Source organism: Desulfosporosinus meridiei DSM 13257 (assembly GCF_000231385.2).
Taxonomy (GTDB): Bacteria; Bacillota; Desulfitobacteriia; order Desulfitobacteriales; family Desulfitobacteriaceae; genus Desulfosporosinus; species Desulfosporosinus meridiei.
The window spans coordinates 248,950-274,787 of sequence record NC_018515.1; the positions used below are offsets into that span (position 1 = coordinate 248,950).

The window sequence follows — 25,838 nt, forward strand, 5'->3', positions numbered from 1 at the left end:
AAGAAATGAAGATAATATTAATGGGTGGACCAGGAGCAGGTAAAGGGACTCAGGCAAGTCCACTAGTAGAGCAGTTTCACTTTCCGCATATTTCTACAGGAGATATGTTTAGAGCAGCTATTAAGGATGGAACTGCTTTAGGTCTTAAGGCTAAGTCTTTTATGGATGCTGGTGGCTTGGTTCCTGATGAAGTGACAATCGGAATTGTCGCAGAACGCTTAGCATTGCCTGATTGTGCAGATGGATTTCTTTTAGACGGGTTTCCCCGCACACTTGCTCAAGGCAGTGCTTTAGCTGATATCTTAGACCGTCTGGGCATGAAACTCGATGGTGTTATCAACATTGAAGTAGCTGAAGAGGTGTTAATTCCTAGATTAACTGGTCGACGTGTATGCAGGCAGTGTGGAGCTTCCTATCACATGGTCTTCAATCCGCCTAAAGAAGAGGGGGTTTGCGGACAGTGTGGAGGAGAGCTTTATCAGCGTTCTGATGACACTGTTGAAACAGCGAAGAATCGCCTAAATGTCTATAACTCACAAACAGAGCCCTTAATTGCTTTTTATGAAGAAAAAGGTTTAATTAAGCGTATTAATGGTGACCAACCTATTGATAAGGTATTTCAGGATATTCTGAAAGCCTTGGCCTAATCAGCATGATTGAGCTGAAGAATGCGAGCCAGCTAGTTCTAATGCGTGATGCAGGACGAATCGTGGCTGAAACTCTCGAGTTAATCCGTGAGCACGCTAAGCCTGGAGTTACGACACTTGAACTTGATCGCATGGCTGAAAAATATATACGTGCTCAGGGGGCAATTCCAGCGTTTAAAGGATACAACGGTTTTCCAGCGACGCTTTGCACTTCAGTAAATGAACAGGTAGTTCATGGAATTCCTGGTTTAAGGACTCTAGAATCTGGAGATATTATCAGTATAGATTGCGGTGCGCTTAAAGATGGATTTTTTGGAGATGCAGCTGTGACTCTCCCGATTGGAGACGTTGGTGAAGACCTCCAAAAACTATTAAAAGTCACTGAAGAGTCTTTAATGATGGGTATAGCACAAGTGAAAGTTGGCAATCGCCTTTATGACGTCTCAAATGCGGTTCAAACGCATGTTGAAGCAAATGGGTTTTCGGTAGTGCGCGATTATGTTGGGCACGGGATTGGAAAGGCCATGCATGAGGATCCCCAGATCCCGAATTTTGGCAAACCAGGCCGGGGGCCACGACTCGAGGTTGGTATGGCCTTGGCTATTGAGCCCATGGTAAACATGGGTACGTATGAAGTGCAGACGCTAAAGGATCGCTGGACTGTGGTTACGAGAGATAACCGGCCATCGGCCCATTTCGAGCACACAGTAGCAATTACGGAAAATGGCCTGGAAATTCTAACTCGATGTTAGGTTGGAGGCAGGGAATGCCAGAGGAGGGGTAATTAATTATGTCAAAAGAAGACGTGATTGAAGTTGAAGGCAAAGTCTTGGAGCCGTTGCCAAATGCCATGTTTCAAGTAGAATTAGCTAATGGACACAAGGTGTTGGCGCATGTTTCAGGAAAGATTCGCATGAACTTTATTAGAATTCTTCCGGGAGATCGGGTTACAGTGGAGCTTTCCCCCTATGATTTGTCTCGAGGAAGAATCACATACAGGTTTAAGTAATGACCAAAGGGAGGGATTACAATGAAAGTAAAGCCTTCTGTTAAAAAGATCTGTGAAAAATGTAAAATTATTCGTCGCCATGGTAAGGTTATGATTATCTGTGAAAATCCGAAACACAAACAAAGACAAGGTTAATTAGTTTCGGTTGCGCGGCTGATTGGAGGCATGCTCCAATGCACCGATTTTATATTATTCCAGAACTGAAATAGTGGAGGTGTAAATTTTAGATGGCACGTATCGCTGGAGTTGATTTACCGCGCGAGAAACGCTTAGAGATAGCTCTAACCTATATTTATGGAATTGGGCTACCTACTTCACATAAGATTCTCGCAAAAACCGGTGTAAGCCCAGATGTCCGAGTTCGCGACTTGTCAGATGACGAAGTCGGCAAACTTCGGGAAGTTATCGATAAAGAGTATAAGATTGAAGGCGACCTGCGTCGCGAAGTTTCCCTCAATATTAAACGTCTTATGGAAATTGGTTCTTATCGTGGCTTGCGCCATCGTCGTGGACTTCCTGTAAGGGGTCAACGCACAAAGACCAATGCCCGCACCCGTAAGGGCCCGGCTAAGACTGTTGGAGCAAAACGTAAAAAGTAATAAGGGGGGATAACCGAGATGGCACGTAAAGTTGTCCGGACAAAGCGCCGGGAACGTAAAAATATTGAAAGTGGAATTGCCCATATTAAATCTACTTTCAACAATACCATGGTGACCATTACGGATACCAGCGGGAACGCACTCTCCTGGTCCAGTGCAGGTTCACTTGGCTTTAAGGGATCTCGTAAGAGTACACCTTTTGCAGCACAAATGGCTGCAGAAACCTGTGCCAAAGTGGCAATGGAACATGGCTTAAAAGATGTTGAATGCTATGTAAAAGGACCTGGAGCTGGTCGAGAAGCTGCTATTCGCGCTCTGCAAGCTGCAGGATTAGAAGTAAATTTAATCAAAGACGTGACACCGATTCCACACAATGGCTGTCGGCCACCGAAACGTAGAAGGGTATAGGAGGTGTAATCATGGCTAGATATACTGGACCAGTCTGTCGCTTATGTCGGCGCGAAGGAATGAAGTTGTTCCTCAAAGGAGAACGTTGTTATACTGGTAAGTGTGCGATTGACCGTCGTGCTTACGCTCCTGGACAACATGGCCAAGCCCGAGGTAAGAAGCCAACAGATTTTGGTCTTCAGTTGCGAGAAAAACAAAAAGCACGCCGTATTTATGGCGTCATGGAAAAACAATTCCACAGTTACTTTGACGAGGCTGCCCGCCGCAAAGGGGTAACTGGTGAAAACTTGCTTAGCCTCTTGGAACGCAGATTAGATAATGTGATTTTCCAATTGGGATTTGCTTCATCTCGTCCTGAGGCCCGTCAACTTGTTAGTCACGGTCATTTTACCATAAATGGTAAAAAGGTAGATATTCCTTCTTATTCAGTACGTATTGGTGAAGTTATCGCTGTTAAAGAAGGCAGCAAAAGCTCGCCACGTATGAAACAACTTCTCGAAAACCTGGGTTCTCGAACAGTTCCAGGTTGGTTGAGCTTGGATGCCAATGCTGCTTCTGGAACTGTAGTCGCACTACCAACTCGTGAAGATATTCAACTGCCCATCCAAGAACACCTCATCGTGGAGAAATACTCCCGTTAATGTTGACGTTCAACCCATCTGGGTAGGATGGTCTGTGTATATCAAGTTCTCGAGAAAGAAGGTGCATTCCGATGTTAGAAATCGAGAAGCCCAGAATCGAGTGTATCGAGCGTTCTGAAGATAACTCCTATGCAAAATTCATTGTTGAACCTCTTGAGCGAGGATATGGAATCACCTTAGGTAATTCTTTAAGAAGGATTCTCCTGTCCTCTCTCGAGGGTTCAGCGGTAACATCAGTCAAAATCGAAGGAGTACTCCACGAGTTCTCAACGATTCCGGGTGTTTTGGAAGACGTTACAGACATTATTCTCAATTTAAAGTCTCTTGCCCTCAAAGGCTATACTGATGAACCTAGGGTCATTCGTATCGAGGCACAGGGCGAAGGGGTTGTCACTGCTGGGGATATTTTAACGGACCCAGATATTGAGATACTAAACAATGACTTGAAGATTGCTACATTAGACAAAGATGGCCGTTTATTTATGGAAATGACGGTAGAGCGTGGCCGTGGTTATGTTTCTGCCGACAAAAATAAGAAGCCGGATCATGTCATTGGAGTTATCCCTATTGACTCCATCTTTGCCCCGATTTACAAGGTCAACTATACGGTAGAGGATACCCGGGTTGGTCAGATTACGGACTATGACAAGCTAACCCTTGAAGCATGGTCCAATGGCAGTATTTCACCAGAAGAAGCTACCAGCTCGGCAGCAAAAATCTTAAGTGATCATCTGCGCCTCTTCATGGGTCTCACTGACAAGCTCAACAGCGTTGAGGTTTTGGTAGAGAAAGAAGAGGAAGCCAAAGATAAAATCCTCGAAATGACGATTGAGGAATTAGATCTGTCTGTTCGTTCTTACAACTGCCTAAAGCGGGCGGGAATTAACTCTGTTGAAGAGTTGACTCAAAAAACGGAAGAAGACATGATTAAAGTACGTAACCTTGGTCGCAAGTCTTTAGAAGAAGTGGAATTCAAACTGAAAGACTTAGGTTTGTCTTTCCGGCCGGCTGAAGACTAATTCGGTGCAAAAGGAGGGGAATGTAATTGGCTTACCGCAAGTTAGGAAAAAATACTGGTCATCGCGGGGCAATGTTGCGTAACATTGTCACTTCCCTGTTAAAACATGGACGTATTGAAACGACTGAAGCACGCGCCAAGGAACTAAATGCGATTGCTGAAAAGATGATTTCACTCGGCAAGCAAGGAGATCTGGCTGCTCGCCGTTTAACGATGGCTTATCTCATGGATGAAGATGTTGTAAAGAATTTGTTTGATACTATCGCGCCGAAATATGCTGACCGTCAAGGCGGCTATACTCGGATCATGAGACTCGGCTTACGTCGGGGAGATGCTGCCACAATGGTAATCATCGAACTCGTATAAAAATGCGGTACTTTAAGGCCGGGTTGCTTGCAATGGTTAAGCACTCCCGGCCTTTAAGCTGTTTGGATTGATGGTTTTCCAGTGTACCGGTTTAGGTATACCAAAGTAAATTACGGAGGCATGGGAATCATGCGGAACATTCGCTTAAGATTAGCCTATGATGGAACACACTACCATGGCTTTCAGCGCCAAGATAAGGCATATGGACCTACGATACAGGGAACTCTAGAGTCTGTATGGGCTAAGCTCGTTGAGGAAGAGGTAACTCTTGCTATGGCTGGACGAACAGATGCGGGAGTACATGCCTCCGGACAAGTCGTGAATTATTCGACAAGTGCTAGAATTCCAGAAGAGAAAATCCCTAAGGCATTTAATAGCTTGCTTCCGAAAGACATTCGTGTACTTGAGGCAGAATGTGTAGCGGATGATTTTAATTCACGGTGGTCTGCCAGATGGAAACGCTATGACTACTTAATTGATAATAAGCCGATTCCGGATACGTTCCAGCGACTTTATGCATATCACGTTCCTCTGCCTTTAAATACAGACCACATGCAGCAGGCGGCTATCTATTTAGAAGGATGTCATAATTTCAAAACCTTTGCGGCTGCTGGTGGGGATAGCAAAAGATTTGAACGCACAATTTATAGATGCAAAGTTAGTCGTGAGGACAAGGGAATGATTAGAGTAACCTGCATTGGGGATGGATTTTTGTACCATATGGTAAGGATTATCGTTGGAACACTTGTTGATGTGGGAAGAGGTCGTATTCTGCCAGGAGAGATTCCCGACATAATAGCCAGTCAAGAGCGTAGACGTGCTCGCATGGTTGCTCCTGCCCACGGGCTAACTCTTGTGCACGTAAATTATACAAATGAAAGCCCAAGTACTGTTTTTGAAGAGTTATTCTAGAACTTTTAAAAATAACTTGACATTGTGTTGATTTTTAAATAAAATACCAATATGAGTTTTTATGCCTCGGTTGTGAATTGAGCCCCATGCCCCTGGCATACGCAAGCATGATTGAGCCCCATGCCTGTGAGGAAAAACAGAATACTTCTAAATTTGGAGGGAAAGTCATGTCCACGTTTTTTGCGAAAGCACAAGACCAGGAGCGTAAATGGTATGTTATTGACGCTGAGGGAATCCCTTTGGGTCGTATTGCTACCGAAGCAGCACGTATCCTGAGAGGTAAACATAAACCGACATTTACCCCTAATGTTGACACAGGGGATCATGTTATTATTATTAATGCTGCAAAGTTAGTTTTAACTGGAAATAAATTGAACGACAAATTGTATCGCCGTCACTCAGGTTTCCCAGGCGGATTAAAAGAAATCCCTTACAAAAAATTAATGCAAATTATGCCTGAACGAGCTATGGAACATGCCGTGAAGGGAATGCTTCCTCATAACAAGTTGGGCGCCCAAATGTACACTAAGTTAAAAGTGTACAAGGGGGATACTCACCCTCACCAAGCTCAACAACCTGAAATTTGGACAATTCAGTAGGAAGGAGGAAGTAAAACATGGCAACTAAATTACAATATGCAGGGACAGGACGACGTAAAAATGCAATTGCGCGTGTTCGTCTTATTCCAGGTGAAGGGAAATTCATCATTAACAAACGCGAAGTATCTGAGTACTTTGGCAAAAAGACTTTGGAAATGATTGTTCAGCAACCATTCAATATTACTGATACACTTGCTAAGTATGATGTTATTGCTCTAGCTCATGGAGGCGGCACTACAGGTCAAGCTGGCGCAATTCGTTTAGGTATTGCTCGTGCTTTGCTGAAGGCTGATGCCAGTCTTCGTCCAAGTCTCAAGAGAGCGGGTTTCCTTACCCGTGACCCACGTATGAAAGAGCGTCGCAAATACGGCTTGAAGAAAGCTCGTAAGGCGCCGCAATTCTCGAAACGTTAATCGTCTGAGAAACATAGATCCCTCAACCGAGCATGGTTGGGGGATTTTAGTTTTGTATAGACCCATTATGCATGCAGAAGTTGAAAATAGGGCTATAGAGGAGGATATAATTTATCATTAAAGAAATTAAAAGTTTTATGAGTTTTGTGACAAGCTAGACGAATAATCTTGAGTTCTTCCCCATAAGGTAAACACGGAATAAACTAGGGGGGGAATAGAGATGAAACCGATTTGGGTTGTTAGTATGAAACGACGTAAAATCTTAATTGGCCTGGTGCTAACGTTTTTTGTAGCGGTAACACTGGCAGTTGGATTTCGAGGACAAGACCAAGAAATTTGGAGTTGGACGTTGGGGGATCGTGTTGTAGTGATTGATGCCGGTCACGGAGGAGTTGACCCAGGGGCAGTAGGGATAAGCAAGGTTTTAGAAAAGGATATAACCTTAGGTGTATCAAAACGATTACAGGTTTTAGTTCAGCAAAGTGGTGCTAAGGCAGTTATGGTTCGTGAGGACGACCGAGATTTAGGTACCTCACAAGGACTTTTAAAACGTAAGAGAGAAGATTTAGCCCAACGCATTCAGTTGGCTATGGATACTCAAGCAGAAGTCTATCTGAGCATTCACGCCAACAGCTTTCCAGATCCAAAGTTAACAGGAGCACAAACCTTTTATCATTCCGATTCTCCGGAAGGGAAGCTTCTAGCACAATTCATCCAGCAAGAACTAAATAGTATGACAAATACCACAAGAGTTGCTAAAGGTAATCAAGATATATATGTCTTAAAAAAGGCAAAGCAAGCAGCTGTTACTGTTGAACTTGGTTTTCTTTCAAACCTTCAAGAAGAGCAGTTACTGACAAATCCAGAATACCAGCAAAAATTGGCAATTGCTATATTCCAAGGTCTAAGTCTCTATTTTAGTAAACAAACAGAGACTAATCAACGATGAAAAAGAATTGGTGAATAAGAAATTTTGTTGAATATTGTTAGTTTTTGCAGGGAAACTATTTTCTTTCGCGAATGTCTAATAGAGATATTGAATAGCTATTCTTTGAAAGTAGGGGGATTCGTGGATATTTTACCCATATTGTTATTATTACTTGGAGTTGGTTTTATTGTTCTAGGTTGGCGTTGGCAGAATCCGCCCAACGAAGAAGCGATCACAGCTTTGAAAGGGTTAGCTTATTTGAAAAGAGAAATCATTAGAGTTCAAGATCATGTCTACGATCTTGAAGGGAAACTTCTAGAGTCAAAAGTAAAACAAACTAAAGATGTTGAACAGATAGAAGCTATGCTTAAAGAAAAGGAAGATGTTTTGGGGGTACCAAGCCAAGAGAAACTTAAAACTCCTTCAAGTGAAATTAGCGTCCCCAATGACATTTATGTTAGAGAGAAAGTAAAAAGTGCCGAAGCTGATCCTGTTCTGAGTCCCAATCCTAATCCTAATCCTAATCTCTCGCCAAAATATCAAGAAGTATTAGAACTTGCAGCCAGTGGGCAAAGGATACCGGATATTGCTTCCCGCTTGTTGTTAAGTCAAGATGCAGTAAAGATGGTTCTGTCAATGCAGCCAAATGGAGGTAAAAATAATTGAAAGTAACACGATCCTTTTGGCTAGGCTTAGGTTCCGGACTTATATTAAGTGCCATAATCGTAATGTTTGTTTCTCCTCACCTTAGACTTAATGAGCCATCAAATGTACAAACAGGTATACAATCCGTTACGCAATCGGATATCCAATCTGATAATCAATCGGATCAAAACTCAATGGTTTCAAGTTCAAATACAGAACAGCCATCGGATATTGATCCTGCACAACCAATTAAAACCTCGGAGTCAACACCCAATGACAGCTCCACGGGACTTCAGAGTTCTGCCCAAATAGAGCGAGATTTTGTTATCCCAAAGGGAGCAAATGCTGAAAGAATTGCTGAGTTATTATTTTCAGAGGGTTTTATTCTTGATAAAACTGATTTCTTAAAGCAAGCGCGCTTAAAGCGAGTAGAGCGAAAGTTTCAAGCAGGAACATTCAAATTGTCCGTTGGTTTAACTGTAGAAGAAACAATCAATCGATTATTGAAATAGTAGGAATTAACTCTAGCTGTCAGAACCCAGCTTTAATAAGTCTATGCTTGCAAAGTATTTGCAAGCTTTTTTGTTTTTGGGGAACATTAGATATATATGAAAGGGCAATAGTTCGAATCATTGGTTCAAAGTGGCCACAAATCACAGAATAAATAATTAAAGATAGGAAGTATGAAAGCAATGCAAAAAAAAGTAGTTAGAATTATTGGGGTTCCCATTGATTTAGGTGCTGATCGTCGTGGAGTAGATATGGGGCCAAGTGCTATTAGATATGCCGGATTAAACGCCAGATTAAAGCGTTTAGGATGGATTGTCGAGGACTATGGTAATATCGACGTTCCAGTTCCGGAGACAAGAGAAATAAAAGATAAAAAGCTAAAGTATTTGGAGGAGATTGTACAAATTAATGAGCAACTTCATCTTATTGTCGCTAAAGCAAAAAAGGACGGTGTTATCCCACTGATTCTTGGTGGAGATCATAGTTTAGGCATTGGAACAATAGCAGGGCTGGCTTTAAGTGAACAGTCCTTTGGATTAATCTGGTTTGACACCCATGGAGATTATAATACTCTCGATACAACAGAAAGTGGCAATATTCATGGTATGCCCTTAGCAATATCTAATGGACTCGGGGCTCCTGAATTAACGGGAATTGGTGGGAATAATAAAAAGTTGAGAGAGGAAAATACAGTCATTATTGGCGCTAGGGAAATGGATCCCCAGGAAAAAGAATTACTTCGCAGATCCAAGATTAAGGTTTTTACAATGAGAGATATAGATCAGATGGGAATGAAGGAAGTTGTCTCCGAAGGGATCAGAATAGCTTCTCAAGGAACGGATGGAATACATATAAGCTTCGATTTAGATGTCATTGATCCAGAGGAAGCCCCTGGAGTTGGAACTCCGGTACCGGGGGGCATCACGTATCGAGAAGCACATTTAGCGATGGAACTGTTAGCAGACTCGGGGTATATATCAAGTATGGATGTTGTAGAAGTGAATCCAATTTTAGATAATCATAATAAAACCGCTAAATTGGCAGTAGGGCTTATTTGTTCTGCATTTGGAGAGCGAATTTTCTAGACAATTCTTGCCAGTCATCTAGGTCTAGGTTAAAATAAATTTATAATCAATAATCCATATTGTCTGAAACTTTTAGGGATTGAAAAACGTATTTAGAAGTAAAAGGTTTGGCCGATTAGGAGAGCATCTTAAGGCGTGCCGCGCCCTCTGGATAGGAGCCTAAGAAAATGGAAGATGCCGAAATCATTCGGCAAATACTAGCTGGTTACCACGAACAATATGCTGTCCTCGTCGAACGGTATCAGGAACCGTTGATTCATTTCTTGCGCCGAATTCTCGGTTCAGAGGAGGATGTGTTAGACTGCGCTCAAGAGGCATTTTTAGCAGTCTATCGTAATCTTACTCACTACTCTAAAGAATATCCGTTTAGAGCATGGTTATATGCCATTGCGCGGAATAAGGCCCTTGATCTGCATCGAAAAAGGCGTAAAGAGATAATTATAAGTATTGACGAGGACCTGGTTGATCATCAACCGAGGCCTGAGGATATTTTAGTGGAAAAGGAACAGGCCAGCATGTTAGCTGATGTCTTGCTTGAACTTCCGGAACACTATACTCAGGCGCTCTATTTGCGTTATCATCAGGAACTTTCCTATAAGGAAATAGCTCTTGTGCTAGAGGTTCCTGTAAGTCGAGTTAAGACTTATCTACATCGGGGTAAAGAAAAGTTGCGGCAGTGCTTAGAAAGGAGGGAAATCCATAGTGGAGAAGGAAAACCTGCAATGGAGTAAATTATTCACAGATAAACCTATACCCAAAGCAACCTTAGACTTTTTTCAGGCTCAACTTATGGCTCAGATTGCGGCAAATCCTGTTGACTTTAGAGGGGAGAGTCAGCTTGCTGCGCGCAGGAAATGGGGGTTGGGTTTAGCTTTTAGCTTAATGATTACAGGGGTGTTATGGTCAGTTCTCTGGTTTGGAAGCGAAGTAGTTCTTCAAGGGTTAGTTTTTTTAATCAAAATGTTTGCTGGAATACCTTACGGTTCAGAACTTGAACAATTAAGATTGGGGGTCTTAGGGAACCTAATACTTTTTCAAGACCTAAGAAACATGCTATATCTCTTCTGGGGAGTTGTTTCCTGGCCTTTACTTGGGGTACTGTCTATCATTGCCGTATTTAGAGTCCCAAATAATTTATATAAGAAATCGACCATCAAAGAGGCATAAGGTAGGGAAACATTTAAATTTAGTAGTATGAATTAAAATAAATATTGAAACAAAGCACACTCTTGCTATCACCTTGTGATGGATTACCTTACAGATAATGAATTTGGAAGAGAGATGGGTTGCTTATGGATGCTATTAAAGCTTTTTTCAGAGATCAGGCCCAGCGTTTAAGCAGAGAAGTATGGGAAGTTGCCCGTCAAATTGGTGAGCGACCTGAGCTTGGTTATAAGGAATACTTTGCATCTGCAAGCTTATGCTCTCTTCTTACCAAACATGGGTTTAAAGTAGATTGTGGAATTGCTGGAATGGAGACAGCTTTCTTGGCAAAATTTAAGGGTAAACGTCCCGGGCCTACTATTGCTTATCTGGCAGAATATGATGCTTTGCCAGTGATAGGGCATGGTTGTGGACATAATCTGATAGGAGCGGCCAGCGCTGGGGCTGCCATAACTTTAAGCAAGAGTTTAGAATTAGGCGGGGAGATTCTAGTTATTGGTGCTCCTGCTGAAGAAACGAGTGGGGCAAAAGTAACTTTAGTGGAAAAAGGGGTTTTTGAAAATGTTGACGTTGCGATGATGTTTCATCCAGGCAGTCAGAATGTTCCTGTCATTTCCAGCCTAGCCTTAGATGCCTTAGAGTTTACATTTCACGGGCGCTCTGCTCATGCGGTTGCAGCATCTAATTTTGGCATTAACGCTTTAGACGCCATGATAAATTTCTTTGTCGGTATCAATGCTCTAAAGAAGCAAGTCCCCCATGATGTAAAAATTAATGGGATTATAACAGAAGGGGGAACTGCCCCCAATATTATTCCGGAACGTGCTGTTTCTCAATTTTATTTGCGTGCTCGAAAGCGTAAGGACTTAGATGATTTGCGTGAGAAAGTAATTCGTTGTGCCGAAGGCGCTGCGTCTATGGTATCTGCAAAAATGACTTGGAAAAAGTTTGAATTTTCTTATGATGAAATGCTTACGAATCTTTCCTTGGCCGAATGTTTTACTCGTAACCTTGAGGAAATGGGTATTGATAGAATAGCCTCACCTCAGATTGCTATGGGTTCTGTAGATATGGGCAACGTTAGCCGAGTTGTACCGTCTATCCACCCATATTTGACCTTGGGAACAGGTAATGAGATCCCGCACACCCGAGAATTTGCCGATGTGTCACTCTCGTCAAATGGTGAAAGTTTAGTCTTGTTAGCTATGCAGGCCTTGGCTTTTACCGGGTGGGACGTTTCAAGCAATAAGAAACTGTTGCAGCAGATTAAACGAGAATTTAGTTCACTAACTCATCGATAAGCATAATCTTGTATTGATAATGGAATTATAATTTCATCTATTGGTCATAGGAGAAGGATAGATTAATGTAACTTAAGAAGGGGAGGCCCCTTTCTTTTTTTCGATAGTGGTTGAATGTTTATGCAACTAAATGTATAATTATTAAAAGATGACTATAGAGGGAAGGTTCATATTATGAAAGTCGGTATTCTAGGCGCAACAGGATATGCAGGACAGGAATTGGTACGCTTATTACATCGCCATGAAGAGGTAAAGGAATTATATCTTGGATCCTCTAGTGTAGCTGGAGAAAACTATGATTCAATATATCCGCATTGGTTAGATCAAAATATTGGAGTTTTAGAAGATGAAAATATACCTGACATGGATGTGCTATTTTGTGCTCTTCCTCATGGATTGACAGCAGAAAGAACCAGCGCCTTCTTAGAGCGTGGAATTAAAGTAATTGATCTAGGTGCTGATTTTCGATTGCAATCAGCTGAGAGTTACGAGGAATGGTATAAAATAAAACATCCTGCTGCTGATTTGCTCAAAGAGGCAGTCTACGGTTTGCCGGAACTTTATCGTCAAGAGATTAAAGGAAAATCTTTAATTGCTAACCCGGGATGCTACCCGACTGCAACTTTGCTGGCACTTGTTCCCTTACTTCGTAAGCGATTACTTCAAACAGAGTATTTAATTATTGATGCCAAATCGGGTGTATCGGGAGCAGGTCGAGGAATCTCTTTAGGAATGCACTATAGTGAAGTTAATGAAAACTTTAAGGCCTATGGAGTTGCAAGCCATCGCCATACGCCAGAAATAGAACAAGAACTCTCTCGTGCGGTAGGTTCTCCGCTAACAGTCAGCTTTACACCACATTTAGTACCCATGACCCGTGGCATGCTGGTGACCATTTATGCTAAGGTTTCCGAAGGGGTAGGCGAAGAAGAATTACGAAGTTGCTGGCAAAACCAGTACGAGAACGAAGAATTTGTGCATCTTTTGCCGCCTGGAACCTGGCCACAGACAAAGTTTTCTAGCGGAAGCAACCATGCCTTTTTACAGCTGACCTTAGATAAAAGAACAGGAAATGTGGTTATTGTCTCTACCATTGATAATCTGTTAAAGGGAGCAGCAGGTCAGGCTGTACAGAATATGAACCTTGCCATGGGTTGGCCAGAGGCACAAGGGCTGAAAGGTACAGCCTTGTGGCCCTAATCTGTTTAAGATTAATATGAAGAATTTGCTAAAGGAGATGTGGTTAAGTGGATGATACGAAGAAAGCTTGGAAGTTGATTAACGGTGGTATAGCTGCCCCAAAAGGGTTTTATGCAGTCGGTGTCCAAGCTGAAATAAAATATAAAGACAAGTTTGATGTAGCCCTTATTTTTTCCGATGTGCAAGCTCAGGCAGCGGGAGTATATACCCGTAATATTGTTAAAGCCCATCCCCTTTATTTAACCCAGCGTCATCTGAAAAATGGATTAGCTCGAGCTATTGTTGTCAATAGCGGAAATGCCAATGCCTGTGTTGGAGAATTTGGTGACCAAACTGCCCAGGCAATGGCTGAAGTAGCAGGGACTTTTTTAGCAATACCACCGGAGGATGTGCTTGTTGCTTCAACAGGCGTAATTGGGGTTAAGATGCCGATTGATCGAGTCTTGAATGGTATAAGGGTGGCTAGTTCCTTGTTGCTCAATCATGTTGTCAAGGGAATCCGTGGTCAGAAGGAGGAAGCAGATCAAGCAGCACACCAAGCCGCGCTTGCCATTATGACAACGGATACAATGGTAAAGGAATACGCCTACGAACTTCCTTGTTCTCAGGGCGGAGTCATTCGCTTAGGGGCAATTGCCAAAGGATCAGGAATGATCCATCCTAACATGGGGACAATGTTAGGTTTCATAACAACCGATGCCTTCCTTTCTTCGGAGGAATTGCAACAGATTTTGCGGGAAGCGGTTGATGAAAGCTTCAATATGGTGACTGTTGATGGAGATACAAGCACAAATGATATGGTTCTTTTAATGGCTAATGGAGCATCAGGGATCACTCTGAACGGGGCAGACAGGGCCAATTTTGTGCAAATGGTAAATTCAATGTGCATCGAGCTAGCTAAAGATATAGCCCGAGACGGAGAAGGAGCCAGCAAGTTAATGGAAGTATCAGTTTCGGAAGCTAAAACGAAAGAGGATGCGCGTAAAATTGCTCGGAGTATTTGTGGCTCTAGTTTAGTTAAGGCAGCACTTTTTGGAGAAGATGCGAACTGGGGTCGAATCTTAACCGCTGCCGGATATTCGGGAGCAGGGTTTGATCCCAATAAAGTTGATGTTTATTTAGGAGATCTTATGGTTGCTCAGGGTGGAAAAGGAATTGACTTTTCTGAAGACAAGGCTAAAACAATTTTAGAATTAAAAGAAGTTAAAATAAGTTTGAATCTTCACGATGGGAAAGAAAAGGCAACAGCATGGGGTTGTGATCTTACCCATGAGTACGTGACAATAAATGGGAGTTATAGAACTTAATTCAGAGATACTGAGCAAGGCAAATGCAAATTTTAAAACTGACCTTGCGGAGATAAGAATTATCACTAGAAAAAAGAAGCTGAAATGTCATGATTTTAAGTTGGAGGTGGAACAAATGACCCCGATGGAACAAGGATTAGGAAAAGCTCGTGTTTTAGTAGAAGCCCTTCCCTATATCCAGAAATTTGCGGGAAAGACCGTGGTAATTAAGTATGGGGGCCATGCTATGGTTGATCCCATTTTGAAAGAGTCGGTAATGTTAGATATTCTTCTTTTACATTCTGTAGGAATTCGCCCGGTCCTTGTACATGGTGGAGGACCGGAGATAAATTCTATGTTGAAGAAGGTGGGAATTGAAAGCCAATTTGTCCAAGGATTAAGAGTAACAGATGCCCAGACTATGGAGATTGCGCAAATGGTCTTACTTGGCAAGCTAAATACTGAGATGGTCTCTCTTCTCAATCGGTTTGGAGGGAAGAGTGTGGGGTTGTCCGGGAAGGATGCTAATTTGCTTATGGCTGTAAAGAAACCGATGCAAATGCCTAATAGTTCGGGTGAAATGGAAAATATTGACTTAGGACTTGTGGGCCAAATTCAAAGTGTTACCCCGGATATTTTAAATACTTTGCTGGGACAGGGTTACATTCCAGTCATCTCTCCGGTGGCCAGTGGGGAAGCAGGGGAAACCTTTAATGTTAATGCCGATACTGCCGCGGGGAAAATTGCTGAAGCCCTTAAAGCTGATAAATTGCTGCTATTAACGGATGTGCGTGGAATCTTAAGAGAGGTTTCTAATACAGACTCTCTAATTTCAACGATTTCCAGGGGGGAAGTAGAGACCCTGAAAGCTCAAGGGATCCTGAGCGGAGGAATGTTGCCTAAGGTTGAATGTGCAATCTCGGCCTTAGACGGCGGAGTTGGCAGTGTACATATCCTGGATGGTCGGCTAAGTCACGCAATTTTACTGGAATTGTTTACAGACGGTGGAATTGGCACGATGTTCAAAGGGGATGCTTAGAGACTTATGTCGATTTCGAGATGGATTTCAAGGATAGGAATTTCGCGATTGGGGGTTATGATATGTTAGAGGGTATTACTAGTGAAGCGATTGTAGAGCGGGGAAAAAAGGTCGTAATGAATACCTATGGCCGCTTACCCATGACCATGGTCAAAGGAGAAGGGGCCTGGGTTTGGGATTCGGATGGCAAGCAATATTTAGACTTTGTGACGGGTTTGGCCGTTAATTCCTTGGGGCATAGCCACCCTGCGATAGTTCGCACTATCCAAGAGCAGGCTAAAGAAATACTGCACACTTCAAATATTTACTGGATTCCAAATCAAGTTGCTTTGGCAGAACGCTTGGTGAAGCATTCCTTTGCCGATAAGGTATTCTTTTGCAATAGCGGTGCTGAGGCTAATGAGGCGGCCTTTAAACTTGCTCGCAAATATGCTAAGAAGAATTTTGGGGAGCACAAATATGAGGTAGTTTCACTGGAAAACTCTTTTCACGGGCGAACATTAGCTACCCTTACCCTTACTGGTCAAACAAAATACCAGCAAGGATTTAATCCCCTCCCTAATGGCTTCAGCTATGCAGCCTTAAACGATATTGAAGATCTACGGTCAAAGATTAATAATAATACCGCAGCGGTTTTTATTGAGCCTATTCAAGGCGAAGGCGGGGTGATCCCCGCTTCGGCAGAGTTCCTTCAAGAGGCACGGACTTTATGTGATCAGTTTGGAGCGTTGCTGATATTTGATGAGGTTCAGTGTGGTGTCGGACGAACCGGAAAGCTCTTTGCCTATGAGTGGAGCGGAGTGGTTCCGGATATTATGACTTTAGCTAAAGCTTTAGGGGGCGGAGTGCCGATTGGGGCAATGTTAGCCTCAGATAAAGTAGCGCAAGCTTTTCAGCCCGGAGACCATGCTTCAACCTTCGGAGGAAATCCGCTAGCCACGGCAGTGGGTTGTGCTGTGTTAGATATAATGCTCGAAGAGGGTTTCTTCGAAGGAGTTAAAGAACGTTCCGAGTATTTTCGTCAGGGACTCGAGAATTTAGCCCAAAAATATCAAACAGGTGGATCGGTTCGAGGCCAGGGATTTATCTTAGGATGGCCAGTGTCTAAGCTGGGCCCCGAAATTGTGGAGACTTGTTTGCAGAACGGACTGCTAATCAATTGTGTTGGAGGAAAGATCTTACGTTTCTTGCCCCCTCTTATTGTAGAAAAACCAGTCATTGATAAAGCCTTAGGGATTTTAGATGATGTCCTAGCTGAAATTTGGTAGTAATCGGCATCAGAGATCTGAAGCCAGAGTTCAAAAGTTAGTAATATTTAGATAGAGGGTCAGAGGAGGGATGGGAATGAAAGCGGCACTCGTACTTGAGACCGGGAAAATTTTATTGGGAGAGTCTTTTGGAGCAGCAGGAGAGACTTTTGGAGAAGTCGTCTTTAACACGGGAATGACTGGTTATCAAGAAGTGTTAACCGATCCGTCATATGCTGGGCAAATAGTGTGTATGACCTATCCGCTCATTGGCAACTATGGTATCAACAGAGTTGATGATCAATCAGAAAAACCTCAGGTTCAAGGATTTATAGTAAAAGAAGCTGCTCGTAATCCAAGCCATTGGCAAATGGAAAAAAATCTTTCCAGGACATTGGCACAATCTGGAGTTGTAGGGATTAAGGGCATTGACACTCGTGCGTTAACTCGAATTATACGAGAACACGGAGTGTTACGTGGGATAATTACTACTGAATTAGAAGGTTTGCAGGAAATCGTCTCACGCTTAAACACCTTGTCTGTTCCTACGGATGTTGTAGCGAGAGTCAGTACCCCAAAGACCTATACACTCCCTCCTATATCAAGGGAGAAAGAGATATTGCATGTCGTGGTTATGGATTTTGGAATTAAGAGAAACATTTTGCAGGCAATGCAAGAAAGTGGCTTTCGTCTGACGGTTGTTCCCCATAATACCCCCACCGAGAAAATCCTAAATCTACAACCAGATGGTGTCTTTCTTTCCAATGGGCCAGGGGATCCTAAGGAGGTTGCAACAGGGATAAAAACAATTCAAGGATTAGTGGGTGAACGTCCTATCTTCGGTATTTGTTTAGGGCATCAGCTTCTATCCCTGGCCCTAGGGGGAGATACATATAAGATGAAGTTTGGACATCGGGGCGGTAATCAACCGGTACAAGACTTAACGACTAAGCGAGTGACTATTACTTCGCAGAATCATGGTTATGCTATTTCAGAAAAAAGTTTGGAGCAAACTCCACTCTATATAACCCATCGCAACCTTAATGATCAAAGTATTGAAGGGGTAAAACACCGTAATTTACCGGTCTTTTCAGTTCAATACCATCCGGAAGCCGGGCCCGGACCCAGTGAATCCCTCTATCTTTTTGATGAATTTGCACAATTGATGCAGGAATGGAGGGCTGGTTATGCCTCTTAATCCGGCGTGGAAGAAGGTTCTTGTCATTGGATCCGGCCCAATAGTTATTGGGCAAGCAGCAGAATTTGATTATGCCGGGACTCAAGCCTGCAGAGCCCTGCGTGAAGTAGGTTTAGAGGTGGTGCTGGTTAATAGTAATCCTGCAACCATCATGACGGATGTTCAAACTGCTGATATTACCTATATTGAACCTTTGTTGCCCGAAGTATTGGAAAGAATCATCAGCAAAGAGCATCCGGATGCCTTGTTGCCGACCCTGGGTGGGCAAACAGGTCTGAACCTGGCCATGGAACTGGAACGTGAGGGGATATTAGAGCGTTACGGTGTAGATCTTATTGGTTGTAACTCTGAGACGATTTACAAAGCGGAAGATCGTGATGCCTTTAAAGAAACCATGGTTTTACTTAGGGAGCCTGTGGCCGAAAGTGTGATAGTAAATAGTTTAGAAGAAGGGGAGGCCTTTGCTCGTAAGCAAGGTTTTCCACTGATTGTTAGGCCGGCTTATACTCTGGGTGGTACAGGCGGGGGGATTGTTAAAACCTCCAAACAATTAGAGGAAATTTTGCAAAAAGGACTGCAGGCCAGCCCCATCGGCCAGTGCCTCTTGGAGAGAAGTGTTGCAGGTTGGAAGGAAATTGAATATGAAGTCATGCGAGATGCAGCGGATAATTGCATTACTATCTGCAACATGGAGAATATCGATCCGGTAGGAATACATACTGGGGACAGTATCGTAGTTGCTCCATCACAGACCTTGACAGATGTTGAGTACCAGATGCTGCGGGCTTCATCCTTAAAGATTATTCGAGCCTTGGGAGTGAACGGTGGATGTAACGTTCAATTTGCCTTAAATCCGGTTAGTCGGGAATATGTAGTCATTGAAGTTAATCCTAGGGTTAGTCGCTCAAGTGCCCTTGCTTCTAAAGCCACCGGCTATCCTATTGCTAAAATGGCAGCTCTTTTGTCCGTGGGCTATACTCTTCCCGAATTGACAAATCCTGTGACCGGGCATACAAGTGCCTGCTTTGAGCCTGCCCTAGATTATGTCGTGGTTAAGTTTCCGCGGTGGCCTTTTGATAAATTTCCGGCAGCAGATCATCGTCTGGGGACACAAATGAAAGCCACCGGAGAAGTTATGGCTATGGAAAGAACCTTAGAAGCAGCTCTTTTAAAAGCCACCCGCTCTTTAGAAGTTGGCACAGTTGGTCTTCGGATTAAGGCTTCCGGGGGCTGGACAGAAATGGAGATTGAAGACAAGTTGACTTCGGCTGACCATGAGCGGTTTTTTGCAATTCCTGAAGCCTTTCGCAGAGATTGGACCATATTAGAGGTTCAAATGCTTACGCAGATTGATCCTTTCTACTTATATAAAATCAAAGAGCTGGTCTTACTTGAACAGCGACTGCAAAATGAACCTTTGACCACCGAACTGCTGAGCTTAGCAAAAGTCCTAGGATTCTCCGATTTAGCAATTGCTAAGCTTACTGGGGGTTCAGAGGAAACGGTACGAACTATGCGTATGGACTCAGGGATTATTCCTGTCTATAAGACCGTTGATACCTGTGCAGCAGAATTTGCTTCTTCAACCCCTTATTACTATTCAAGCTATGAGGAAGAAGATGAGGGCAAGATAAGTAATGGTACTAAAGTGGTCGTCTTAGGTTCAGGGCCGATACGAATTGGGCAAGGGATTGAGTTTGACTATTGCTCTGTTCATGCACTGTCTGCTTTGCAAGAAGCGGGTGTTGAAGCTATTATGATCAATAATAATCCGGAAACCGTGTCTACTGATTTTGACATTGCCGATAAGCTTTACTTTGAGCCGTTGACCATGGAGGATGTACTGCATGTCCTGAATAAAGAAAAAGCGGATGGAGTTTTAGTTCAATTTGGTGGACAGACGGCTATCAATTTGGCTGGACGATTAAAGCTTGCCGGAGTTCAAGTGCTAGGAACCCCTGTTGATGCCATTGATATGGCCGAGGATCGAGAACGTTTTGCTGAGCTTTTGTGTCGTTTAGGTATTCCACAATCTGAAGGACGAAGTGTTACTTCGGTTAGTCAGGCCAAAAAAGTTGCTGAGGAACTGGAATTTCCGATGATCGTCAGGCCGTCCTATGTTATTGGAGGTCGGGCTATGCAAGTAGTCGAAAATCTGGATCAATTAGAAGATTACTTAAGACGGGCAATTCACCTCTCTCCGGAACATCCAATCCTCGTGGATCGGTATTTAGACGGCAAAGAAGTAGAAGTCGATGCAGTGTCAGACGGTGAGACAACTGTGATAGCCGGCATTATGGAGCATATCGAACGGGCGGGTGTCCATTCAGGGGATAGCTTAGCAGTTTATCCACCCCAGAGCTTGACGCCTTCTGAAATAGATCAAATTCAGGATTTCACCTGTCGTTTGGCGGAGGGAGTCGGAATTAAAGGACTTATTAATATTCAATTTGTTGTTGTACGCGGCAAAGTATATGTCTTAGAAGTAAACCCTAGAGCAAGCAGGACAGTACCGATTCTTTCTAAAGTAACCGGAATTCCGTTAGTCAATTTAGCGGTTCAAGTTTCTCTCGGCAAGACCTTAAAGGAAATGGGGTATACCCATGGCCTTGCTCCAGAAGTGCCCTTTGTAGTCGTTAAAGCCCCAGTCTTTTCTTTTGAAAAGTTGACGAAAGTCGAAACTTCTCTGGGCCCGGAAATGAAATCTACCGGAGAGGTTATGGGAATGGATACACAATTTGGTCATGCCCTGGCGAAGGCTTTTGCTGCCTCTCGGATTCTTCTGCCCAAGGACGGAAATATTTTAGTCTCTGTAGCAGAAAAGGATCGCCCTGAGGCAATTACTCTCGCTCGCCAATTGGCTCAGCTAGGGTTTGGAGTTAAAGGGACTGGGGATACTGCTAAAGCGTTAGCCCTGTGTGGAGTAAAAGTGGAAGTGGTGAATGAATCGAGTGAGGCTCTTCAAGAAGCAGTCCGCCAGAGAGAATTCTCCTTCATCTTAAGCACTTCTACCCAAGGAGCACCGGAAAGAACCGGTTATCTCTTAAGGAGATTAGCGGCTGAACACGGAGTACCCTGTTTCTCATCAATGGACACAGCCAAAGCAGTGGTTCGTGCACTCCAAGAGATTCGCAGTAATACGGTGCCTCAAGTACTTTCGTTACAGGAGTATTTGGAGATTTAAAATGAAAAGTACAGGTCAATGAGCGCTAGCTCATTGACCTGTACTTTTTCTTGATTTTCTTCTTTCTGGAATTTGGGGCCATTTCAGTAATGGCCTTAACCGGTTATAGACCCAACGTGATTCCTTCGTTAACAGAGGTCCCAGAATGGCGAGGATGAGAACATACAAGGCAGCAAATGGTTGCAAGGCAGCTAATAATCCGCCAGATTTTGCAAGGGTAGCTAAAATGATAGAGAATTCACCTCTCGAAATAATTGATAAACCAATGTTTAGAGAGGCTTTGTGTGATAGACGTGCTTTTCTTCCCGCCCAAACACCAGAGACAACATTTCCTAAGAGGGTTAAAATAACAGCAATGACCGCCGGCCAAACGGCCCCACCCAAAGCAAAGGGGTCAATGCTTAGACCAAAACTAAAGAAGAAAAGGGCCCCAAAGAAATCTCTGAATGAAACAATTAAATGCTCTATGCGTTCGGAGTGTTCCGTTTCTGCCAGCACAAGACCGATGAGCAAGGCTCCTATGGCTTCAGCAATGTGCAGAGTTTCAGAAAAACCAGCTACCAAAACTAAGATAGCGAAAACTACAAGCATAAAGGTTTCATCTGAAGGAATGTCCAACCAACGGTCTAGCTTGGGAACTAACTTGTGCCCCAAAAACAAAAAACCACCTATAAATAAAAGAGCCATCAATGCACTAAGTATTATATCCGAAATAGAAGTGGATCCAGCAAGAACTAGTCCGGAAACAACCGAGAAATAAATAGCCACAAAGACATCTTGAAACATCATCAACCCTAAAATTATCTCAGTTTCATCATTGGCTGCTCTCTTTAAATCAACAATGACTTTTGCCACAATTGCGCTGGAGGAAATAGTCATAATACCTGCTACAACAAGTATTTCCTTAAGTGGCCAACCCAGAAGTAAAGGAAATATTATAGCTATGGACAAATTTATAACCATATAAATTGTTCCGCTTCTGATGATAGAAGGGCCAGCTGTTAAAAGACGTTTTATGGAAAACTCCAACCCAAGGGAAAACAGAAGGAACAAAACCCCTAAACGTCCCATGAACTCAATTAATGAAGCACTCTGGATAAATCTAAAGTCTAAAGGACCGATGTGGGGTGCCTGTGGGCCAACGATCATCCCTGTCAGAATTAGAATTGGTACGATAGAAATTCGGAGTTTACCGGCTAGAAGTCCTGCGCCTGCAATTAAAGCAAGAGCTAAGCCAATCTCCAGTATTAAGTGCTCCATTATTTTACACTCCCGTGTAATAATAGATGTTTACAGGCTTTAACTTGGTTTTTATCACCTATAATCACTACTGTAGAGCCATCTCGGAATGAGGCCTCGGGACCAGGATTGACGGTTTTATTCTGATCATGGTCAACTATCGCAATAATCGTTCCTCCAGTAACTTGCCGAACACACAAATCTTTAATGGTCTTGCCAATTGCATAGGCATCCGGTTCAATTTTGTGCCACTCTATAACCATATCCCCTAAGGCAATATCCACAGTCTCTAATGCTTTGGGGCGATATGTCATCCCCCCGAGTATAGCTGCTATGCACCGTGATTCTTCGTCATCAAGTGTTACCATGGAGATAGAATCATCAGGATCTTCGCGGTAAAAGTGATAAATCTCTCTTCGCCCGTCATCATGTACGACTATGACGATTTTCTCTCCGCTGCGTGCGATAAGTTGAAATTTTTTGCCAATACCAGGTAAATTTGTTTCTTTAATTTGTTTCATAACTATACCTCCATTTGGTTACTTAAAAATGGCGAAGCACCTAATTTATAAATGTAGTAGTCTCAAGATCTGTGATTTTGTATTGATTATGATCACCATTTGTTTCTGCTATCATTAGCCTATACAAATCTGGTTTACATGTCAACTTTGAAATCGGAGAATCAACAAGTATTAGGGAGTAGACTTTAAAAGTGCTTTATAAAGAAAGCCTATCCATTAATTTAAGAAGGGTATTAATTAGAGTTCAAAATCTAGAAATATTATAGTATACTAAAAGTATATTAAAAGCTCCTGCTGGAGTTAATCTCAGTAGGAGCTTTTTACTTGTATAAAACAAATAAGGTTAGTTAAATCAAGGTAGTTCAGTGGAGCTTTGTCCCACACTGTGGGCAATATGCTGTACCAGTATCAGGTTTTCCACAGGAAGGGCAGAACCGTGGATTATCCTCTGTAAGAGAGGGTAAGTGCTCTGACTTTTGCAAGTCGAGCTTAGGTTTGGGGGGATTTGGCCTAGAAGCATCCATTTCCTTAGCATCAGTGATCGATGGATTAAAATTAAGAGTCTGCGATATGGGATCGCTCACCGAGTTATAAAGTTGATTTACTTGCCAAGCTCTTTCCCGCTCATCGTCTTCGATTGAAAGTACCCAAACAATTGCTAATACTACCGTGAATGGACTAATCACAAAGTAGACTAATCCAGCGGTTCCAGGGGAAATTCTATTAAGGATTTCAATGGCGATTTCAATTAAAAAAACTGTCCCCAAATATCCCCAGAGAGTACCCATGTGACTGCGAAAGAAACTCCAACTTCGGGAAAGTGCTTTTGGAAAACTTAACTCTGGGTGAGCAAGAAGGTAAATACCTGAGGAAATAATCCAGGGCAATGTAAAAAGACCTATAACTAGTAGGAATAGAGCATAAGCAATAAGGAAACTCACGAGGGCCCATTCCGACTGCCTTAAGACAAAGACGGCGACCAACCCGGAGACTACAATTAACAACTGGATCAAAAAGACAAAAGCTTGCCAACCGAGGATGCGGAAGAAACCTCTAAAACGGAAATCTCTAAAGCTTACTTTCTCACGATAAGCTTTCATAGTTAAGTTAGATATCCCGGTATAAAAAGTTGCACCAACCAACCAAATTACAATCAGGATAAATAAAAGAGAGCCTACAATACTCTCGATAAACGGAATAAAACGAGAGAAATTTTCAATGCCTCCAAAGTAGGAAAACGGCAGTTCGAATGGTGGGCTAAAAGGATCAGTAAAAGGATTTGTGAAAGGATCGATAAAAGATTCAGTAAAAGGGTCTGCAACAGGGGGCATCCCGGGAACAGGCATTCCTGCAGAATAGGAATACGCTCCTTGGAAATTATGAATGTTAGGAAAAACCCAGTTCAAATGGTTTAGTATCCCAAAGGATACTGCAATCAAAAGGACTAGGAAGGCTCCTGCTAAAATGAGTGTCCAGCCATACAAGGGAAGTGCTTCTCGCTTAAACGTTACCCATGCTGATTTCATGCGGTCTGGCCAAATCATATATCATTCCTCCAAAATAAACAAATAAATGCGTAAGATTTAATATCTTCGCGCTAATAGCTTGTATATCCTGCCTAAAACTATACGGTATCTATGAAAGAATGAAAATCTAATTTTGGCTATTGAATTATTATACATTAAAGTGTATAATAATTCACATCAAAGGAGTGGGTATAATGAATACAATTGATAAATCAATATTTAAAGGACGAGACTTTATTTCCCTACATGATTTTAGTCAAGATGAATTAAGCTTTATCTTAGACGTAGCTAAAGACATTAAAGCGGATCAAAAAGCCGGACGCCCTCATCCGATTCTTCAGGGCAAGACCCTGGGCATGGTTTTTACAAAGTCATCTACGCGTACTCGCGTTTCTTTTGAGGTCGGTATGTATCAGCTTGGAGGGCATGCTCTCTTTCTAAGCGGACGAGATATTCAACTGGGCAGAGGAGAGCCTATCTCAGATACAGCTCGTGTACTTTCCCGGATGGTTGACGGGATTATGATTCGGACCTTCAGCCATCAAGAAGTCTTAGAATTGGCTGAATTCTCTTCAATTCCAATTATTAATGGACTCACAGATTTGCTTCACCCTTGCCAGGTCTTAGCGGATCTCATGACGATACAGGAGCATAAAGGTCGCCTAGCCGGATTAAAACTTGCTTATGTAGGCGATGGAAATAATATGGCTCATTCCCTGATGTTTGGCGGCGCAAAAATGGGGTTACATGTTGTTATTGCTGCTCCACAGGGTTACAAGCCGGATTCCGGGATTATTGCCCTGGCCCAGGCTGATGCCAAAGCCAACGGTGGTTTAGTAGAAGTGGTAGATGATCCAGCAGAGGCAGTAAAAGGTGCTGATGTTCTATACACAGACGTTTGGGCAAGTATGGGTCAAGAGGCTGAGTCCAAGGTGCGTATGGCAGCTTTCCAAGGTTATCAGATCAATTCTGACTCCCTGAAATTGGCTAACCAATCAGCCATTGTTTTACATTGTCTGCCTGCTCATCGTGGAGAAGAGATTACGGAGGATGTCATTGAAGGCCCGCAATCCGTTGTCTTTGATGAAGCTGAAAATCGTCTTCACGCTCAGAAAGCCGTTATGGCACTAGTTATGGCTTGATGAATTATATA

29 protein-coding genes are annotated in these 25,838 nt (G+C 42.9%); 26 read left to right on the forward strand and 3 right to left on the reverse strand.

Features of this window, described 5'->3' with window-relative positions; all coding sequences use genetic code 11:
- The first annotated feature begins 5 nt into the window (after positions 1 to 5).
- From DESMER_RS01280 to carB, 25 genes are all read left to right on the forward strand, one after another.
- Entirely contained in the window at positions 6 to 647 is a 642-nt protein-coding gene (locus tag DESMER_RS01280; RefSeq protein WP_014901254.1) for an adenylate kinase, read from the forward strand.
- 5 nt (positions 648 to 652) lie between these two features.
- Positions 653 to 1,399, forward strand: coding sequence for a type I methionyl aminopeptidase (gene map / locus DESMER_RS01285; protein WP_014901255.1), 747 nt, complete (start codon positions 653 to 655; stop codon positions 1,397 to 1,399).
- 38 nt (positions 1,400 to 1,437) lie between these two features.
- Positions 1,438 to 1,656 (forward strand): translation initiation factor IF-1, encoded by a 219-nt coding sequence (infA, locus tag DESMER_RS01290; RefSeq protein WP_007778476.1) that lies wholly within the window; start codon positions 1,438 to 1,440, stop codon positions 1,654 to 1,656.
- A 21-nt stretch (positions 1,657 to 1,677) separates the two neighbouring features.
- The gene (rpmJ, locus tag DESMER_RS01295; protein WP_007778480.1) at positions 1,678 to 1,791 is read left to right on the forward strand and encodes a 50S ribosomal protein L36; all 114 of its coding nucleotides are present in this window, start codon (positions 1,678 to 1,680) and stop codon (positions 1,789 to 1,791) included.
- Positions 1,792 to 1,883: 92 nt separating this feature from the next.
- Positions 1,884 to 2,255 (forward strand): 30S ribosomal protein S13, encoded by a 372-nt coding sequence (rpsM, locus tag DESMER_RS01300; protein WP_014901256.1) that lies wholly within the window; start codon positions 1,884 to 1,886, stop codon positions 2,253 to 2,255.
- A gap of 18 nt (positions 2,256 to 2,273) precedes the next feature.
- The gene (rpsK, locus tag DESMER_RS01305; protein ID WP_007778485.1) at positions 2,274 to 2,663 is read left to right on the forward strand and encodes a 30S ribosomal protein S11; all 390 of its coding nucleotides are present in this window, start codon (positions 2,274 to 2,276) and stop codon (positions 2,661 to 2,663) included.
- A gap of 11 nt (positions 2,664 to 2,674) precedes the next feature.
- Positions 2,675 to 3,304, forward strand: a complete 630-nt coding sequence (rpsD, locus tag DESMER_RS01310) for a 30S ribosomal protein S4 (protein ID WP_014901257.1) — start codon at positions 2,675 to 2,677, stop codon at positions 3,302 to 3,304.
- 71 nt (positions 3,305 to 3,375) lie between these two features.
- On the forward strand, positions 3,376 to 4,323 hold the full coding sequence (locus DESMER_RS01315) for a DNA-directed RNA polymerase subunit alpha (protein ID WP_014901258.1): 948 nt from the start codon (positions 3,376 to 3,378) through the stop codon (positions 4,321 to 4,323).
- A 26-nt stretch (positions 4,324 to 4,349) separates the two neighbouring features.
- Complete coding sequence (rplQ, locus tag DESMER_RS01320) at positions 4,350 to 4,688, forward strand: 50S ribosomal protein L17 (RefSeq protein ID WP_014901259.1); 339 nt, start codon at positions 4,350 to 4,352, stop codon at positions 4,686 to 4,688.
- 129 nt (positions 4,689 to 4,817) lie between these two features.
- Entirely contained in the window at positions 4,818 to 5,600 is a 783-nt protein-coding gene (truA, locus tag DESMER_RS01325; protein ID WP_014901260.1) for a tRNA pseudouridine(38-40) synthase TruA, read from the forward strand.
- Positions 5,601 to 5,767: 167 nt separating this feature from the next.
- Positions 5,768 to 6,199, forward strand: a complete 432-nt coding sequence (gene rplM / locus DESMER_RS01330; protein WP_014901261.1) for a 50S ribosomal protein L13 — start codon at positions 5,768 to 5,770, stop codon at positions 6,197 to 6,199.
- A gap of 17 nt (positions 6,200 to 6,216) precedes the next feature.
- On the forward strand, positions 6,217 to 6,612 hold the full coding sequence (rpsI, locus tag DESMER_RS01335; protein ID WP_014901262.1) for a 30S ribosomal protein S9: 396 nt from the start codon (positions 6,217 to 6,219) through the stop codon (positions 6,610 to 6,612).
- 220 nt (positions 6,613 to 6,832) lie between these two features.
- Entirely contained in the window at positions 6,833 to 7,561 is a 729-nt protein-coding gene (locus DESMER_RS01340) for an N-acetylmuramoyl-L-alanine amidase (protein ID WP_014901263.1), read from the forward strand.
- A 120-nt stretch (positions 7,562 to 7,681) separates the two neighbouring features.
- Positions 7,682 to 8,206 (forward strand): hypothetical protein, encoded by a 525-nt coding sequence (locus DESMER_RS01345; protein WP_014901264.1) that lies wholly within the window; start codon positions 7,682 to 7,684, stop codon positions 8,204 to 8,206.
- A complete protein-coding gene (locus DESMER_RS01350) occupies positions 8,203 to 8,697 on the forward strand; it encodes a periplasmic solute-binding protein (protein ID WP_014901265.1) in 495 nt (164 codons plus the stop codon). Before DESMER_RS01345 ends, DESMER_RS01350 begins: the two co-directional genes overlap by 4 nt.
- Before the next feature lie 180 nt (positions 8,698 to 8,877).
- Positions 8,878 to 9,780: an arginase gene (rocF, locus tag DESMER_RS01355; protein ID WP_014901266.1), complete on the forward strand. Its 903-nt coding sequence runs from the start codon at positions 8,878 to 8,880 to the stop codon at positions 9,778 to 9,780.
- 167 nt (positions 9,781 to 9,947) lie between these two features.
- Positions 9,948 to 10,511, forward strand: coding sequence for an RNA polymerase sigma factor (locus DESMER_RS01360; RefSeq protein ID WP_014901267.1), 564 nt, complete (start codon positions 9,948 to 9,950; stop codon positions 10,509 to 10,511).
- Positions 10,483 to 10,947, forward strand: a complete 465-nt coding sequence (locus DESMER_RS01365; RefSeq protein ID WP_014901268.1) for a hypothetical protein — start codon at positions 10,483 to 10,485, stop codon at positions 10,945 to 10,947. The genes DESMER_RS01360 and DESMER_RS01365 overlap by 29 nt, the downstream gene beginning before the upstream one ends.
- 125 nt (positions 10,948 to 11,072) lie before the next feature.
- Positions 11,073 to 12,245: a M20 family metallopeptidase gene (locus tag DESMER_RS01370; protein WP_014901269.1), complete on the forward strand. Its 1,173-nt coding sequence runs from the start codon at positions 11,073 to 11,075 to the stop codon at positions 12,243 to 12,245.
- 174 nt (positions 12,246 to 12,419) lie between these two features.
- Positions 12,420 to 13,445 carry an N-acetyl-gamma-glutamyl-phosphate reductase gene (gene argC / locus DESMER_RS01375; protein WP_014901270.1) on the forward strand — a complete coding sequence of 342 codons (1,026 nt, stop codon included), beginning with the start codon at positions 12,420 to 12,422 and terminating at the stop codon, positions 13,443 to 13,445.
- A 47-nt stretch (positions 13,446 to 13,492) separates the two neighbouring features.
- Positions 13,493 to 14,752: a bifunctional glutamate N-acetyltransferase/amino-acid acetyltransferase ArgJ gene (argJ, locus tag DESMER_RS01380; protein WP_014901271.1), complete on the forward strand. Its 1,260-nt coding sequence runs from the start codon at positions 13,493 to 13,495 to the stop codon at positions 14,750 to 14,752.
- Positions 14,753 to 14,867: 115 nt separating this feature from the next.
- Positions 14,868 to 15,770, forward strand: coding sequence for an acetylglutamate kinase (argB, locus tag DESMER_RS01385; RefSeq protein ID WP_014901272.1), 903 nt, complete (start codon positions 14,868 to 14,870; stop codon positions 15,768 to 15,770).
- 62 nt (positions 15,771 to 15,832) lie between these two features.
- Positions 15,833 to 17,038 (forward strand): acetylornithine transaminase, encoded by a 1,206-nt coding sequence (locus DESMER_RS01390; RefSeq protein ID WP_014901273.1) that lies wholly within the window; start codon positions 15,833 to 15,835, stop codon positions 17,036 to 17,038.
- Between the two features lie 76 nt (positions 17,039 to 17,114).
- Positions 17,115 to 18,215 carry a glutamine-hydrolyzing carbamoyl-phosphate synthase small subunit gene (carA, locus tag DESMER_RS01395; RefSeq protein ID WP_014901274.1) on the forward strand — a complete coding sequence of 367 codons (1,101 nt, stop codon included), beginning with the start codon at positions 17,115 to 17,117 and terminating at the stop codon, positions 18,213 to 18,215.
- Positions 18,205 to 21,399, forward strand: a complete 3,195-nt coding sequence (carB, locus tag DESMER_RS01400) for a carbamoyl-phosphate synthase large subunit (RefSeq protein ID WP_014901275.1) — start codon at positions 18,205 to 18,207, stop codon at positions 21,397 to 21,399. Before carA ends, carB begins: the two co-directional genes overlap by 11 nt.
- Before the next feature lie 30 nt (positions 21,400 to 21,429).
- Here the strand turns inward: carB and DESMER_RS01405 are convergent, their stop codons facing one another.
- From DESMER_RS01405 to DESMER_RS01415, 3 genes are all read right to left on the reverse strand, one after another.
- On the reverse strand, positions 21,430 to 22,659 hold the full coding sequence (locus DESMER_RS01405) for a cation:proton antiporter (protein ID WP_014901276.1): 1,230 nt from the start codon (positions 22,657 to 22,659) through the stop codon (positions 21,430 to 21,432).
- Positions 22,659 to 23,159, reverse strand: a complete 501-nt coding sequence (locus tag DESMER_RS01410) for a cation:proton antiporter regulatory subunit (RefSeq protein ID WP_014901277.1) — start codon at positions 23,157 to 23,159, stop codon at positions 22,659 to 22,661. The genes DESMER_RS01405 and DESMER_RS01410 overlap by 1 nt, the downstream gene beginning before the upstream one ends.
- A gap of 362 nt (positions 23,160 to 23,521) precedes the next feature.
- Positions 23,522 to 24,703: a zinc ribbon domain-containing protein gene (locus DESMER_RS01415; RefSeq protein WP_014901278.1), complete on the reverse strand. Its 1,182-nt coding sequence runs from the start codon at positions 24,701 to 24,703 to the stop codon at positions 23,522 to 23,524.
- A gap of 176 nt (positions 24,704 to 24,879) precedes the next feature.
- Between DESMER_RS01415 and argF the strand changes: the two genes are divergently transcribed.
- Complete coding sequence (argF, locus tag DESMER_RS01420; protein WP_014901279.1) at positions 24,880 to 25,827, forward strand: ornithine carbamoyltransferase; 948 nt, start codon at positions 24,880 to 24,882, stop codon at positions 25,825 to 25,827.
- Positions 25,828 to 25,838 lie beyond the last annotated feature (11 nt).

Bases quoted from the DNA above. Each gene is read 5' to 3' on its own strand.
- infA (WP_007778476.1), top strand. From the start codon at position 1,438: ATGTCAAAAGAAGACGTGATTGAAGTTGAAGGCAAAGTCTTGGAGCCG.
- rpsI (WP_014901262.1), top strand. From the start codon at position 6,217: ATGGCAACTAAATTACAATATGCAGGGACAGGACGACGTAAAAATGCA.
- DESMER_RS01280 (WP_014901254.1), top strand. From the start codon at position 6: ATGAAGATAATATTAATGGGTGGACCAGGAGCAGGTAAAGGGACTCAG.
- DESMER_RS01405 (WP_014901276.1), bottom strand. From the start codon at position 22,659: ATGGAGCACTTAATACTGGAGATTGGCTTAGCTCTTGCTTTAATTGCA.
- DESMER_RS01370 (WP_014901269.1), top strand. From the start codon at position 11,073: ATGGATGCTATTAAAGCTTTTTTCAGAGATCAGGCCCAGCGTTTAAGC.
- DESMER_RS01415 (WP_014901278.1), bottom strand. From the start codon at position 24,703: ATGATTTGGCCAGACCGCATGAAATCAGCATGGGTAACGTTTAAGCGA.
- map (WP_014901255.1), top strand. From the start codon at position 653: ATGATTGAGCTGAAGAATGCGAGCCAGCTAGTTCTAATGCGTGATGCA.
- truA (WP_014901260.1), top strand. From the start codon at position 4,818: ATGCGGAACATTCGCTTAAGATTAGCCTATGATGGAACACACTACCAT.
- rocF (WP_014901266.1), top strand. From the start codon at position 8,878: ATGCAAAAAAAAGTAGTTAGAATTATTGGGGTTCCCATTGATTTAGGT.
- DESMER_RS01390 (WP_014901273.1), top strand. From the start codon at position 15,833: ATGTTAGAGGGTATTACTAGTGAAGCGATTGTAGAGCGGGGAAAAAAG.
- DESMER_RS01360 (WP_014901267.1), top strand. From the start codon at position 9,948: ATGGAAGATGCCGAAATCATTCGGCAAATACTAGCTGGTTACCACGAA.
- rpsM (WP_014901256.1), top strand. From the start codon at position 1,884: ATGGCACGTATCGCTGGAGTTGATTTACCGCGCGAGAAACGCTTAGAG.
- argB (WP_014901272.1), top strand. From the start codon at position 14,868: ATGACCCCGATGGAACAAGGATTAGGAAAAGCTCGTGTTTTAGTAGAA.
- carA (WP_014901274.1), top strand. From the start codon at position 17,115: ATGAAAGCGGCACTCGTACTTGAGACCGGGAAAATTTTATTGGGAGAG.
- rplM (WP_014901261.1), top strand. From the start codon at position 5,768: ATGTCCACGTTTTTTGCGAAAGCACAAGACCAGGAGCGTAAATGGTAT.
- rpmJ (WP_007778480.1), top strand. From the start codon at position 1,678: ATGAAAGTAAAGCCTTCTGTTAAAAAGATCTGTGAAAAATGTAAAATT.
- rpsK (WP_007778485.1), top strand. From the start codon at position 2,274: ATGGCACGTAAAGTTGTCCGGACAAAGCGCCGGGAACGTAAAAATATT.
- DESMER_RS01340 (WP_014901263.1), top strand. From the start codon at position 6,833: ATGAAACCGATTTGGGTTGTTAGTATGAAACGACGTAAAATCTTAATT.
- argC (WP_014901270.1), top strand. From the start codon at position 12,420: ATGAAAGTCGGTATTCTAGGCGCAACAGGATATGCAGGACAGGAATTG.
- DESMER_RS01315 (WP_014901258.1), top strand. From the start codon at position 3,376: ATGTTAGAAATCGAGAAGCCCAGAATCGAGTGTATCGAGCGTTCTGAA.
- DESMER_RS01410 (WP_014901277.1), bottom strand. From the start codon at position 23,159: ATGAAACAAATTAAAGAAACAAATTTACCTGGTATTGGCAAAAAATTT.
- carB (WP_014901275.1), top strand. From the start codon at position 18,205: ATGCCTCTTAATCCGGCGTGGAAGAAGGTTCTTGTCATTGGATCCGGC.
- argF (WP_014901279.1), top strand. From the start codon at position 24,880: ATGAATACAATTGATAAATCAATATTTAAAGGACGAGACTTTATTTCC.
- rpsD (WP_014901257.1), top strand. From the start codon at position 2,675: ATGGCTAGATATACTGGACCAGTCTGTCGCTTATGTCGGCGCGAAGGA.